This is a genomic window from Staphylococcus marylandisciuri, from assembly GCF_025519785.1.
Taxonomy (GTDB): domain Bacteria; phylum Bacillota; class Bacilli; order Staphylococcales; family Staphylococcaceae; genus Staphylococcus; species Staphylococcus marylandisciuri.
Genome location: NZ_JAOPKZ010000022.1, coordinates 1 through 14416, shown reverse-complemented (window position 1 = coordinate 14416; position 14416 = coordinate 1). Strand labels below are relative to the sequence as shown.

Here is a 14416-nt window from a genome sequence, read left to right as displayed (position 1 = left end):
ACTTAATATAAGAAAAGTAGTAGCTCAACGAGCTAACTATAGTCAAAATAATAGTAAAAAAGGCAATTTCTGTATTATTACAATAGAAATTGCCTTATTCTCTCTAATCAAAGATCTTTATGTCCCAACCTCTTCAACATCTCGGCAGTAGATGGCTGATTTGAAAACGAGCTTGTATCAAGCTTTTTTCAATTCTAGCCATCCTTGCCGGGGCGGGACTACGAAATCATTTTATTCAAATTAGATTTCTGTCCCGCTCCCGAATCGTGAGCGTTTCTGTCGACATCCTGCTTTTGGAACGCTATTAATCGGTTTCCAATAGCGAAGAAGCTTTATGTCTTATCCTCAATAAAATCATATGAATCAGGCGACTGGAAACAAGTTGAAATTTTCAAGTCGTCTTAAGGAGTGGAGTGTTAGGATCAGTAAGATTTTAACCTCCCTCCTTTTTTATATGTTTTACAACTGATAACTAAAAGTGTTAGAAGATTAAAATGAGTCACTGCTCTATATAGATTATATAAAGAATCACATGACTTAATGCCTAGCTACACTCATACGCTTTTCCAACTAACTATAACTTCAGAATTTATGCCTCGCTTTAAGACCTTACCGTTAATTATGTGATGTTAAAATAGTAAATTGAGTAACCAAGTGAGTAATATTGATATGATGATAGAGAAGAGACAACCACCCATGCAGCCAGGTCCACTAGTACAACCATAATTGCGGATATAAATATTAGGATCTTCTTCCTCATATCTATGAGGTTCTTGATTTTTAAAGTAACTATCATCTTTGTATCGCTTGTCGCCAGGTTCTATAACTTCATGATCTTCAGTCTCACGGCGTTTAGTCATTATTACCACTCCTTTAAAAAATGATTACTATATGTAGTAGCCGATTTCATTGATTTAAAAACTTATTTAAGCGTAAATAACGATTATAAATTACATTTTATGGGTAATAAAATAATATATAATAGCAGAGATGATCACGTAAATCTTTCTCTTGCATTTTAAAAAAGACAGTAGTAGTATTTTAACTGTAAAGATAATATTTTTTTGTCCCATGAGGGACGTATAAAGTCAAACCGTGGTTATATCTTGACCCTAATATAAAAAATAGTGAAGGAGGATAGTAGTGCAGGACTTAATTAAAGTACAACAAAGACTCGTACCTGAAGTCGTTGATAAGATGTATCGTCGCTTTTCGATACTCACTACTATCGCTCAGAAACAACCAGTGGGTCGACGCAGTTTAAGTGAAACGATGGGGATTACAGAACGCATACTCAGATCTGAAACGAACGCTCTGAAGTCTCAAGACCTCATAAAGGTTAAGCCAACTGGTATGGAGATAACGTCGAGTGGTTTAGAGACAGTTAAACAGCTGAGTATTTATTTCAATATCTATGCTGACAATCAACAATTAGCTCAAATGATCAAGGATAAGTATGAAATTGAGGATGTGCTTGTAATCCCTGGCGATTCTGATGATGAGCAATCAGTGAAGATCGAAATGGCGAAGCAAGCTGGCGAAATCGTTGAATCGATTCTATACGATCAAGCAATCGTTTCAGTAACTGGTGGATCGACCATGGCATATGTGAGTAATTCGATGCATCAGTTAGTCTCTAAAGTCTTCTTCGTCCCGGCTCGGGGAGGTCTTGGAGAGAATGTTGGCTATCAAGCTAATACGATTGCTGCGAGTATGGCGCAACAAACTGGTGGAGACTACACGACACTATACGTTCCAGATAACGTAAGTGAATCAACATATCATATGTTGATGTCAGAACCGTCAGTAATTCAAACTTTAGAGAAGATTAAACAATCAAATGTAACGATTCATGGCATTGGTGATGCGCTGAAGATGGCGTATCGACGACAATCTTCTAACGATGTGGTGGAGAAACTTCAACATCATAATGCTGTGGGCGAAGCCTTTGGTTATTACTTTGATGAGCGAGGACAGATCATTCATAAAGTGAAAACCATTGGGTTGCAACTCGAAGATTTAACATCTAAGGAGTACATTTATGCAGTGGCAGGAGGCAAATCGAAGGGAGAAGCGATCAAAGCTTATCTTGAGATTGCTCCGAAAAACACTGTATTGATCACAGATGAAAGCGCAGCACAGGTTATTACAGAAACAAAGTAATATTAAACTATTGAAATTAATGTAATTTCACTTTACAAAATATCATTTTAAAGGAGGCCATTGACATGGCAGTAAAAGTAGCGATTAATGGTTTTGGAAGAATTGGACGTTTAGCATTTAGAAGAATCCAAGATGTAGATGGTATCGATGTAGTTGCAGTTAACGATTTAACTGACGACGAAATGCTTGCACACCTACTTAAATATGACACAATGCAAGGACGTTTTACTAGCGAAGTAGAAGTTGAAGACAACGGTTTCCGCGTAAATGGTAAAGAAGTGAAATCATTCTCTGAACCAGATCCAAGCAAATTACCTTGGAAAGACTTAGACATCGATGTAGTCCTTGAATGTACAGGCTTATTCACTGAGAAAGAGAAAGCACACGCTCATATTGACGCTGGTGCTAAAAAAGTATTAATCTCAGCACCTGGTAAAGGTGATATGAAAACTATCGTATATAACACAAACCATGACACATTAGATGGATCTGAAGAAATCGTTTCAGGTGCGTCATGTACTACTAACTCATTAGCTCCAGTGGCTAAAGTCTTTAATGACGAATTTGGCTTAGTTGAAGGATTCATGACAACTATCCACGCATACACTGGTGATCAAAATACACAAGATTCACCTCACAAAAAAGGTGACAAACGTCGTGCACGTGCAGCTTCACAAAACATCATTCCTAACTCAACTGGTGCGGCAAAAGCTATCGGCTTGGTTATCCCTGAAATTGATGGCAAATTAGATGGTGGAGCACAACGTGTACCAGTTGCAACAGGCTCTTTAACTGAATTAACAGTAGTATTAGAAAAAGATGTGTCTATCGAAGATGTAAATAACGCAATGAAAAATGCCTCAACAGAATCATTCGGTTATACAGAAGATGAAATTGTTTCTTCTGACGTTATCGGCATGACTTACGGTTCACTATTTGACGCAACTCAAACTCGTGTTATGACTGTTGGTGATCGTCAATTAGTTAAAGTAGCTGCTTGGTATGATAATGAAATGTCTTATACTGCACAACTCGTACGTACACTTGAATATCTAGCAGAACAAAGTAAATAAGTATTACAATTTCAACAAGTAGCCATGCCTTTGTGCTATGATTGAATTGTAACGGGCTTAGGAGTAAGCGGGGAGCACAGGCGCTTCTCCGCTTATTTTTACTTTAGAGTCCATATTAAGGAGGAAGTTCTAATGGCAAAGAAAATAGTATCTGACTTAGAATTAAAAGGTAAGACAGTCCTCGTACGTGCGGATTTCAACGTGCCTATGAAAGATGGGGAAATAACTGACGATAATCGCATCGTTCAAGCTTTACCAACCATTAAATACATCATTGAACAAGGTGGTAAAGTCGTTCTATTCTCCCATTTAGGTAAAGTTAAAGAGGAAAGTGACAAAGAAAGTTTAACGCTCGAACCAATTGCTAAAGATTTAGAGTCTAAATTAGATCAAAAGGTCAAATTTGTTCCCGAAACTCGAGGTGAGAACCTTGAACAATCAATTAAAGAGCTAGGCGAAGGTGACGTCCTACTCGTGCAAAATACTCGTTTTGAAGACTTAGATGGTAAGAAAGAGTCTAAGAACGATCCTGAGTTAGGTAAATATTGGGCTTCTCTAGGAGATGTTTTCGTCAACGATGCTTTTGGCACAGCGCATCGTAAGCACGCTTCAAACGTAGGAATTGCTACGCACCTAGAAACAGTCGCTGGTTATCTCATGGATAAAGAAATCCGTTATATCGGTGGTGTCGTTGAGAATCCAGACAAACCTGTAGTAGCTATCCTCGGCGGTGCGAAAGTGTCCGATAAGATTAACGTGATTACTAATTTACTCAATATTGCTGACAAAGTACTTATCGGTGGCGGTATGGCATATACATTCTTAAAGGCGCAAGGTAAAGAAATCGGTCAATCATTATTAGAAGAAGATAAGATTGATTTTGCTAAAAAGTTACTAGACGACCACAGTGATCAAATTGTGTTACCTGTTGATGTTAAAGCAGCATCTGAATTCTCAAACGATGCTGAAATTACTGAGGTTTCAGTTGATGACATTCCACAAGATCAAGAAGCATTAGATATCGGTCCTAAGACTGTTCAGTTATTTAAAGAACAGCTTGAAGGCGCGCATACTGTTGTGTGGAACGGACCTATGGGTGTCTTTGAATTCAGTAACTTCGCTAAAGGAACGACGGGTGTATGTGAAGCCATCGCGGAGTTGAAAGACGCTAACACGATCATCGGTGGCGGTGACTCAGCAGCTGCAGCTAGTTCGTTAGGTTATGGCGATAAATTTAGTCACATTTCAACTGGTGGTGGAGCTTCGTTAGAATATCTAGAAGGTAAAGACTTACCTGGCATAGGCGCTATTAATGATAAATAAGTTAAGCTTACCATAGTTAAAAATAACCATAGGAGTGATTTTAATGAGAAAACCTATTATTGCTGGTAACTGGAAAATGAATAAGACGGTTCAAGAAGCTAAAGAATTCATAAATGACTTACCAACATTACCTGATACAAAGCAAGTAGAATCAGTGATTTGTGCACCTACTATTCAATTAGATGCACTCATATCACTCGTTAAAGAAGGGAAAGCAGAAGGGCTAAAAATTGGTGGACAGAATGCATATTATGAAGACAGCGGTGCATTTACTGGAGAAACATCTCCGTTAGCACTTGCAGACTTAGGCGTTCAATACGTAGTAATTGGTCACTCAGAGCGTCGTGACATCTTCCATGAAACTGATGAAGAAGTGAATAAAAAGGCACATGCTGTATTCAACCATAATATGATTCCTATCATCTGTGTAGGTGAATCCGATGAGCAGCGTGAGAGTGGCAAGGCGAATGAAGTTGTAGGCGAGCAAGTGAAAAAAGCTGTAGAAGGTTTCAGTGAAGAACAGCTTAAACAAGTTGTAATCGCTTATGAACCTGTCTGGGCAATCGGTACTGGTAAATCATCAAATGCTGAAGATGCAAACGAAATGTGTGCGCACGTGCGTAAGACGTTGGCAGAGTTATCTAATGATCAAGTAGCTGAAGAAACACGTATTCAATACGGTGGTAGTGTGAAACCACATAACATTGAAGAATACATGGGACAAAGTGATATTGACGGTGCTCTAGTTGGTGGCGCTTCACTTAAAGTTGATGATTTCATGAAATTGTTAGAAGGTGCAAAGTAACATGGCTAAACAACCTACAGCACTCATTATCTTAGATGGGTTTGCGAACAGAGAAAGTGAGCATGGTAATGCAGTTAAGCAGGCGCATAAACCTAACTTTGACCGCTATTACAATCAATTTCCGACTACGCAAATTGAAGCAAGTGGATTAGATGTAGGTCTACCTGAAGGGCAGATGGGCAACTCAGAAGTTGGTCATATGAATATAGGCGCAGGCCGTGTAGTATACCAAAGTCTCACTCGCATAAATAAGTCTATAGAGGACGGAGAGTTCTACGATAATAAAGTACTAAATGACGCAATGAATCATGTGAATAACAATGATTCGGCACTGCATGTGTTTGGATTATTATCCGATGGCGGAGTGCACAGTCATTATAAACATCTGTTTGCTATATTAAAGCTTGCTCAGCAACGCGGCATTGATAAAGTATACGTGCACGCATTCTTAGATGGTCGTGATGTAGATCAGAAATCTGCTCTCACATATATTCATGATACGGAAGAACAATTCAAAGCTATCGGTGTGGGTCAATTTGCTTCAGTATCAGGGCGTTATTATGCTATGGATAGAGATAAGCGATGGGATAGAGAAGAGAAAGCGTATAACGCTATCCGTAATTTCGCTGCGCCGCATTATCAATCAGCGACAGAAGGCGTAGAAGCAAATTATAAACAAGATGTCACAGATGAATTTGTTGAGCCATTTGTAATTGAGGGTCAAAATAACGGTGTTAATGATGGAGATGCGGTTATCTTCTTTAACTTCAGACCAGATAGAGCAGCTCAGCTATCAGAAATATTTACCGATAAAGCCTTTGATGGATTTAAAGTTGAGCAAGTACAAGACTTATACTATGCGACCTTTACTAAATATAATGATAACGTCGACGCTCAAGTAGTGTTCGATAAAGTGGACTTGCATAATACGATAGGCGAAGTAGCTCAAAATCATGGGTTGAAGCAACTCCGTATTGCAGAAACTGAGAAATATCCTCATGTAACTTATTTTATGAGTGGAGGGCGTAATGAGACGTTTGAAGGCGAGCGACGTCGTCTTATTGATTCACCGAAAGTTGCTACGTATGACTTGAAACCAGAAATGAGTGCTTACGAAGTGAAAGATGTGCTCTTAGAAGAGTTAAATCAAGGCGATTTAGACCTCATCCTACTTAACTTTGCCAATCCTGATATGGTAGGCCATAGCGGTAGGTTAGAGCCTACGATTAAAGCAATCGAAGCGGTTGATGAGTGTTTAGGAGAAATCGTAGATAAGATCAGTGAAATGGGGGGTCATGCAATTATTACTGCTGACCACGGCAACTCTGATATGGTGCTGACAGATGATGATGAGCCTATGACTACGCATACGACAAATCCGGTGCCAGTCATCGTGACTAAAGATGGCGTCACATTGCGCGAAACAGGTCGTTTAGGTGACCTTGCACCAACTCTACTTGATCTGCTCAATATTGATAAACCAGAAGAGATGACTGGTGAATCTCTAATCAATCATTAAGAAGTGAAGATAGTTCTTTCTATAATATGATTATTAAAACGTTTTATTAATCGATTGAGAATGATTATAATGATAGTGAAGTGAAGAATTAAAGGAAAAGGAGATTAATAACATGCCAATTATTAACGATGTCTATGCACGTGAAGTCCTCGATTCACGTGGTAACCCAACTGTTGAAGTTGAAGTAATTACTGAGAGTGGCGCATTTGGCCGTGCACTTGTACCATCAGGTGCTTCTACTGGTGAACACGAAGCTGTAGAGTTAAGAGATGGTGATAAATCACGTTACTTAGGCAAAGGTGTTCAAAAAGCAGTAGAAAACGTTAATGAGATCATCGCACCAGAAATTGTTGAAGGTGAATTTTCAGTATTGGATCAAGTATCTCTTGATAAAATGATGATTCAATTAGATGGTACAGATAACAAAGGTAAATTAGGTGCTAACGCTATACTTGGTGTATCAATTGCGGTTGCACGTGCTGCAGCTGAATATACTGAGCAACCATTATATAAATATCTAGGTGGCTTTAACGGCAAACAATTACCTGTGCCAATGATGAATATTGTAAATGGTGGTTCTCACTCAGACGCACCTGTTGCATTCCAAGAGTTCATGATTCTACCATTAGGTGCTGAATCATTTAAAGAATCATTGCGCTGGGGTGCGGAGATCTTCCATAACCTTAAAGCGATCCTTAAAGACCGCGGTCTTGAAACTGCTGTAGGTGATGAAGGTGGTTTCGCACCGAAGTTTAAAGGTACTGAAGACGCAGTAGAAACTATCATTCAAGCGATTGAAGCTGTTGATCTTAAGCCAGGAGAAGATGTGTTCTTAGGATTTGATTGTGCTTCTTCTGAGTTCTATGAAAATGGTGTATATGACTACACTAAATTCGAGGGCGATAACGGAGCTAAACGTTCAGCTGAAGAACAAGTTGATTATTTAGAAGAACTCGTTAATAAATATCCTATTATTTCCATTGAAGACGGTATGGATGAAAACGACTGGGACGGTTGGAAAGTGCTAACTGACCGCATTGGTGACCGTGTTCAACTCGTTGGTGATGATCTGTTTGTGACAAATACCGTTAAATTAGCGGAAGGTATCGAAAAAGGAATCGGTAATTCAATTCTTATTAAAGTGAATCAAATAGGAACTCTAACTGAAACATTCGATGCTATCGAAATGGCTCAAAAAGCAGGCTATACAGCTGTTGTCTCTCACCGTTCTGGCGAAACGGAAGATACTACAATTGCAGATATAGCTGTTGCTACTAACGCTGGTCAGATAAAGACAGGTTCACTCTCAAGAACTGACCGTATTGCTAAATACAACCAGTTACTACGTATTGAAGACGAATTATATGAAACGGCTAAATTTGATGGTATTAAATCATTCTATAATTTAGAAAAGTAAACTTCCTTGTTGACTTAAGGAGAGCAGCGTTTAGATTGTAAAGTAAGCTGAGGTTATGGAAGCACTCTTACATGTTAGGTGAACTAACAATGTAACGCTTTGTAGATAACCTCAGCTTTTGTTATAGACGCATAATTCCTCCTGCGCTATTAACATGTTATAATTAGTAATGAAAATAGTAGAGAGGATTCTTTAATGATGGATAAGAACGCAAGTCTTAAAGAAATAAAGACCGGTAAATACATAGCATATAGCTCCTTAGCACTCGCACTACTGTATGCCTTACATATATTTGTAATGCTAGACCAAAGCGTAGTACAACAAATGTTTATAGATGCGGGTCATCGCGTAACTGACAATGCGGTTGGTACCATCTTAAACAGCTTTCGTTTTACAGGTATTATGTATGTTCTCGCATACTTAGCGGGCATTGTAGCGATATGGAACCGGCATCCTTATTTATGGTGGTTTATGTTCGCTGTTTATATCTCTAATCTCTTGTACAATTTAGTAAATCTCACAGCAATTTATAAAGCGCTTGTTGATGTGAAAGAGTGGGGGGCGACTGTGCCATTAAGCATAGTTCTAGTATTATCAGCGGTGTTAGCGATATACATGTTGGTAGTTTCGATTAAGCGGAAGAGCACGTTCAATCGTTAAGATATTGATATTGTATTAGTTAATGTGCTATAATGCCTTTCGTATATAATGATCGGAGGACAATTTTATGCATACATTGATGATAGTCTTATTAATTATAGATTGTATTGCATTGGTAACTGTTGTATTACTCCAGGAAGGTAAAAGTAACGGACTTTCAGGCGCTATCAGTGGCGGTGCTGAGCAGTTATTTGGTAAACAAAAACAACGCGGTATCGATTTATTTTTGCATAGAATAACAATTGTGTTGTCAGTCATATTTTTCTTAATTATGATTGCTATTAGTTATTTTGGTCTTTAAGGTGAATTGATTGATCACTTCTTGAAGAGTAATGGGGGAACGGGACAGAAATCTAATTTGAATCAAAAGATTTCGTCGTCCCGCCCCGGTAAGGATGACTAGAATTGAAAAAAGCTTGATACAAGCGCGTTTTCAAATCAGTCATCTACTGCCGAGATGTTGAAGAGGCTGAGACAGTACATTATGTCCCAGCCTTTTTTTATTTTATAATAGTAAATGAAGTATGGGACGGGAGCGGGGCAGGAATCTAATTTGAATAAAAAGATTTCGTCGTCCCGCCCCGGCAAGGATGACTAGAATTGAAAAAAGTTTGATACAAGCGCATTTTCAAATCAGTCATCTACTGTCAAGATGTTGAAGGGAGCGGGACAGAAATCTAATTTGAATAAAAGATTTCGTCGTCCCGCCCCGGCAAGGATGACTAGAATTGAAAAAAGCTTGATACAAGCGCATTTTCAAATCAGTCATCTACTGCCAAGATGCTGAAAGAGGGAGCGGGACAGAAATCTAATTTGAATAAAAAAGATTTCGTCGTCCCGTCCCGGTAAGGATGACTAGAATTGAAAAAAGCTTGATACAAGCGCATTTTCAAATCAGTCATCTACTGCCAAGATGCTGAAAGAGACTGAGACATTACATTATGTCCCACCCTCTTTGACACCACTACTAAGGTGCTATTTAGTGATGTAGATTACGGCTCAACTTAGCTCATACACTGACACCGCATCCTATATTTAAAGTAGAGGCTGGTGTACGTGCCAGTCTCTCTCAACCGGGTAGATATGATAATAAGACATAGATGTGAAAGGGCTGACAAATGTGAAGATTAAATTACCCCAACCTTTTTTATTTGAAGAAGGCAAAAAGGCAGTGCTCCTGTTACATGGATTTACAGGCAGTTCGGCTGATGTAAGACAACTTGGTAGATATCTGCAGAAACAAGGTTATACTTGTTACGCACCTCAATACGAAGGTCACGGTGCGCCGCCAGAAGAAATCCTTAAATCAAGCCCTCACGTGTGGTTCAAAGATGTACTCGATGCTTACGATCACCTGAAAGATTTAGGGTATGATGAAATCGCTGTTGCAGGATTATCACTCGGTGGCTGTTATGCATTGAAATTAAGCTTAAATCGAGATGTAAAGGGTATTGTAACCATGTGTTCTCCTATGTATATTAAGACGGAAGGCTCAATGTTCGAAGGCGTGTTAAAGTATGCAAGACAGTTCAAACAGTACGAAGGTAAAGAGCCACAACAAATTGAACAAGAGATGCAGGCGTTCCAACCGACTTCAACTTTGAAAGAGCTACAGCACCAAATTCAAGACATTAGAGAACATATTGACGACGTATTAGACCCTTTACTAGTTATACAAGCTGAACAAGATGAGATGATCAATCCGAATTCTGTGAACATTATATACAACGAAGCAGATACTGATGAAGCTGAAAAAGATATACAATGGTATGCAAATTCAGGTCATGTCATTACGATAGACAAAGAAAAGGAAGAAGTGTTTAAATCAGTGCACCAATTCCTTAAAAGCTTAGAATGGACTGAATAAATTAAACTTGAATGACAAAGGAAAGGAGGGGCATGATGAATTTAAAGCAATCCATTGAAGAAATTATTAAACAACCTGATTATGAGCCTATGTCTGTCTCAGACTTTCAAGATGAGTTAGGCTTGGATAATGCTGATTCATTCAGAGATCTCATAAAAATATTGGTTGAACTAGAGCAATCAGGACTAGTGGAAAGAACGAAAACCGATAGATACCAGAAGAAAGAAACCCCAGATTTAAAGCAGGGGAAGTTAATTAAGGGTAAGTTAAGTCAGAATAAGCGAGGCTTTGCTTTTCTCCGTCCAGAAGATAAAGAATTAGAAGATATCTTTATTCCCCCTACTAAGATCAACAGAGCTTTAGATGGAGATACTGTGTTAGTAGAACTGCACAAATCTCGCGGTGACCATCGGGGTAAACTTGAAGGTGAAGTGAAATCCATAGAAACGCACAATGTGACGCAGGTTGTAGGAACGTACAGTGAAGCGCGTCACTTTGGTTTCGTTATTCCTGATGATAAACGTATTACTCAAGATATCTTTATCCCTAAAGGCAACGACTTAGGCGCTGTAGATGGTCATAAAGTCCTCGTACAAATCACTAAGTATGCTGATAGTACAGATAATCCAGAAGGCCATATTTCAGCTATTCTAGGTCACAAGAATGATCCGGGCGTAGATATTCTATCTATTATTTACCAACACGGTATTGAAATCGAATTCCCTGATAAAGTTCTTGACGAAGCTAAAGAAGTACCAGAAGAAATTAAGCCAGAGGAAATTGAAGGTCGTAGAGATTTAAGAGATGAGTTAACGATCACAATTGATGGTGCAGATGCTAAAGATTTGGATGACGCCATCAGTGTTAAGAAGCTTGACAACGGTCATACTCAACTTACAGTCAGTATTGCAGATGTAAGTTACTATGTAACAGAAGGTTCTGAGCTGGATGTTGAAGCTTATGAGCGTGGGACTAGCGTATACCTTGTAGACAGAGTGATCCCTATGATTCCCCATCGCTTGAGTAACGGAATCTGTTCACTTAACCCTAATGTAGATCGCCTAACGCTAAGTTGTCGCATGGAGATTGATGAACGTGGCGATATAGTTAAACATGAAATCTTTGATAGCGTCATACACTCCAATTACCGTATGACTTATGATAATGTTAATAAGATAATTACAGACCATGATTCTGAAACACGCGCTCAATATTCTGATCTCGTTCCTATGCTTGACTTAGCTAAAGAGTTATCTAATACTTTAATTGCTATGAGACAGCGGCGTGGCGAAATTGATTTCGACATTGATGAAGCTAAAGTATTTGTTAATGACGAGGGAATTCCTACTGATATACAAGTTCGCAATCGCGGTGAAGGTGAGCGTTTAATCGAATCATTTATGCTAGCAGCTAATGAAACTATTGCTGAACACTTCGATAAAAAGGATGTTCCCTTTATCTATCGTGTACACGAACAACCGAAATCTGACCGTTTGCGTCAGTTCTTCGACTTCATTACGAACTTTGGTATTATGATACGTGGAACAGGAGAAGATATTCATCCTTCAACATTGCAAGAGATTAGTAAAGAAGTAGAAGGTAAACCTGAACAAATGGTGATTTCCACTATGATGCTACGCTCTATGCAACAAGCACATTATGACGATGCGAACTTAGGCCATTTTGGATTGTCAGCTGAATACTACACTCACTTCACGTCACCTATACGTAGATATCCTGATTTAGTGGTGCACAGATTAATACGTAAATATCTCATCGAACAAACTATGGATGACGAAGCGTTGCAACAGTGGAAAGAGGACTTACCTGAAATAGCTGAACACACTTCTGAGCGAGAGCGCAGAGCAATTGAGGCTGAAAGGGATACCGATGAGCTTAAGAAAGCTGAATTTATGGTTCAGCATATCGGTGAAGAATACGAAGGTGTGATTAGTTCAGTAGCTAACTTCGGTATGTTTGTAGAACTTGATAATACTGTAGAAGGTATGGTTCACATAGCGAATATGACCGATGATTATTATAACTTTGATGAACGTCAAATGGCCTTGATTGGCGAACGGATGGCGAAAGTATTTAGAATAGGTGATCCAGTTAAGATCAAAGTTATCAATGTTGACGTTGATGAACGAATGATTGACTTCCAAATTGTCGGTATGCCTTTACCTAAAGCAGAGACAAGCCAACGTCCAGCTAGAGGAACAACTATTCAGGCTAAGACGCGAGGTAAGTCTCTTGATAAAGGTAAAGATAATAAAGGTAAAAAGAAAAAGCGCAAACAACGAAAAGGAAAAAATGCACGTAAACGTGAAAAATCCGGCAAAGGCAGTACAAATCACAAGCCATTTTACAAAGCTAAGAAAGTGAAGAAAAAAGCGCGTAAGAAGAAAAAATAATGCAATGAAGAGGTGAAACTAAATGGCGAAGAAGAAGAAAACATCTCCCGGTACGTTAGCACTCAATCGTAAAGCTCGGCACGACTTTAATATAGAGAGTACGATTGAAGCGGGCATTGTGTTAAAAGGAACAGAAATCAAGTCAATCCGACGTGGAAGCGCTAATCTTAAAGATAGCTATGCTCAAGTAAAGAAGGGCGAAATTTGGTTGCAGAACATGCACATTGCCCCTTACGAAGAGGGAAATCAATTTAACCATGATCCACGTCGCTCTCGAAAACTATTACTTCATCAACGAGAAATCAATAAGATTGGCGAGCAAACGCGTGAAGTAGGTTACTCTATCGTTCCGCTTAAATTGTATTTAAAACGCGGTAATTGCAAAGTCTTACTCGGAGTTGCGAGAGGTAAGAAAAAATATGATAAACGTCAAGCGTTAAAAGAGAAAGCAATGAAGCGCGATGTTGATAGAGCGCTTAAGAGTCGTTATTAAGCGAAAAACGCATGTTGCCAAAAGCCTTACTGTTTGATAAGATAATATGTGCTTTCTGTTTAGAGAGCAGTTTAAATAAGCATCTTAATATCGATTATCACTGCGACTGCTAACAGAAAGTACATGTCTCCAATTTCATATTACGGGGGTGTTCTTGGATTCGACAGGGGTCCCCCGAGCTCATTAAGCGTGTCGGAGGGTTGTCTCCGTCATCAACACATTCAGTTAATAATAACTGGCAAATCAAACGATAATTTAGCAGTAGCTGCGTAATAGCCACTGCATCGCCTAACAGCATCGCCTACGTGCTGTTAACGCGATTCAACCTTAGTAGGATACGCTAGGCACTGCCGTTTGAAGTCTGCCTAGAAGAGATCTAATCAAACTAGCATCATGTTGGTTGTCTGTTCCCTAGCATGATGTGAAATTCTCGAACAGACTACACACGTAGAAAGATTTGTATCAGGACCTCTGGACGCGGGTTCAAATCCCGCCACCTCCATTATTTATAGCTTGGAACCCTTGATATTAAAGGGTTTGCATTTGCAAGTGTCTAAACATACTAAGATTAGCTATGAAGAAATCTATGACGATAGATTTTTTCATAGCTATTTTTTATAGTTAAAGAGAGAAGTAGATCGTGCGGTCTCTTGGATTTTAAATCCGTAGTCAAAACCGATCA

12 protein-coding genes and 1 other RNA gene are annotated in these 14416 nt (G+C 39.0%); 12 read left to right on the top strand and 1 reads right to left on the bottom strand.

What is annotated here, in order from left to right; translation table 11 throughout:
* Nucleotides 1–629 precede the first annotated feature (629 nt).
* On the bottom strand, nt 630–860 hold the full coding sequence (locus tag N9R04_RS11090; RefSeq protein WP_262856838.1) for a hypothetical protein: 231 nt from the start codon (nt 858–860) through the stop codon (nt 630–632).
* 283 nt (nt 861–1143) lie between these two features.
* On the opposite strand from N9R04_RS11090, the gene N9R04_RS11085 reads away from it, so the two are divergent.
* The 12 genes from N9R04_RS11085 to ssrA all read left to right on the top strand — a co-directional run bounded on the left by N9R04_RS11085 (nt 1144) and on the right by ssrA (nt 14239).
* Entirely contained in the window at nt 1144–2163 is a 1020-nt protein-coding gene (locus tag N9R04_RS11085; RefSeq protein WP_262856837.1) for a sugar-binding transcriptional regulator, read from the top strand.
* A gap of 65 nt (nt 2164–2228) precedes the next feature.
* Entirely contained in the window at nt 2229–3236 is a 1008-nt protein-coding gene (gap, locus tag N9R04_RS11080; RefSeq protein ID WP_262856836.1) for a type I glyceraldehyde-3-phosphate dehydrogenase, read from the top strand.
* A 132-nt stretch (nt 3237–3368) separates the two neighbouring features.
* A complete protein-coding gene (locus tag N9R04_RS11075) occupies nt 3369–4559 on the top strand; it encodes a phosphoglycerate kinase (protein ID WP_262856835.1) in 1191 nt (396 codons plus the stop codon).
* Between the two features lie 43 nt (nt 4560–4602).
* On the top strand, nt 4603–5364 hold the full coding sequence (gene tpiA, locus N9R04_RS11070) for a triose-phosphate isomerase (RefSeq protein ID WP_262856834.1): 762 nt from the start codon (nt 4603–4605) through the stop codon (nt 5362–5364).
* Between the two features lies 1 nt (nt 5365).
* The gene (gene gpmI, locus N9R04_RS11065) at nt 5366–6883 is read left to right on the top strand and encodes a 2,3-bisphosphoglycerate-independent phosphoglycerate mutase (RefSeq protein WP_262856833.1); all 1518 of its coding nucleotides are present in this window, start codon (nt 5366–5368) and stop codon (nt 6881–6883) included.
* 112 nt (nt 6884–6995) lie between these two features.
* Nucleotides 6996–8300, top strand: a complete 1305-nt coding sequence (gene eno / locus N9R04_RS11060; RefSeq protein ID WP_262856832.1) for a surface-displayed alpha-enolase — start codon at nt 6996–6998, stop codon at nt 8298–8300.
* A gap of 195 nt (nt 8301–8495) precedes the next feature.
* Nucleotides 8496–8960, top strand: coding sequence for a hypothetical protein (locus N9R04_RS11055; protein WP_262856831.1), 465 nt, complete (start codon nt 8496–8498; stop codon nt 8958–8960).
* A gap of 67 nt (nt 8961–9027) precedes the next feature.
* On the top strand, nt 9028–9261 hold the full coding sequence (secG, locus tag N9R04_RS11050; RefSeq protein WP_262856830.1) for a preprotein translocase subunit SecG: 234 nt from the start codon (nt 9028–9030) through the stop codon (nt 9259–9261).
* A gap of 819 nt (nt 9262–10080) precedes the next feature.
* Nucleotides 10081–10827, top strand: a complete 747-nt coding sequence (locus N9R04_RS11045) for an alpha/beta hydrolase (RefSeq protein ID WP_262856829.1) — start codon at nt 10081–10083, stop codon at nt 10825–10827.
* 35 nt (nt 10828–10862) lie between these two features.
* The gene (rnr, locus tag N9R04_RS11040) at nt 10863–13241 is read left to right on the top strand and encodes a ribonuclease R (RefSeq protein WP_262856828.1); all 2379 of its coding nucleotides are present in this window, start codon (nt 10863–10865) and stop codon (nt 13239–13241) included.
* Between the two features lie 22 nt (nt 13242–13263).
* A complete protein-coding gene (gene smpB, locus N9R04_RS11035; RefSeq protein ID WP_262856827.1) occupies nt 13264–13734 on the top strand; it encodes an SsrA-binding protein SmpB in 471 nt (156 codons plus the stop codon).
* Between the two features lie 144 nt (nt 13735–13878).
* Nucleotides 13879–14239: a transfer-messenger RNA gene (gene ssrA / locus N9R04_RS11030) on the top strand.
* Nucleotides 14240–14416 lie beyond the last annotated feature (177 nt).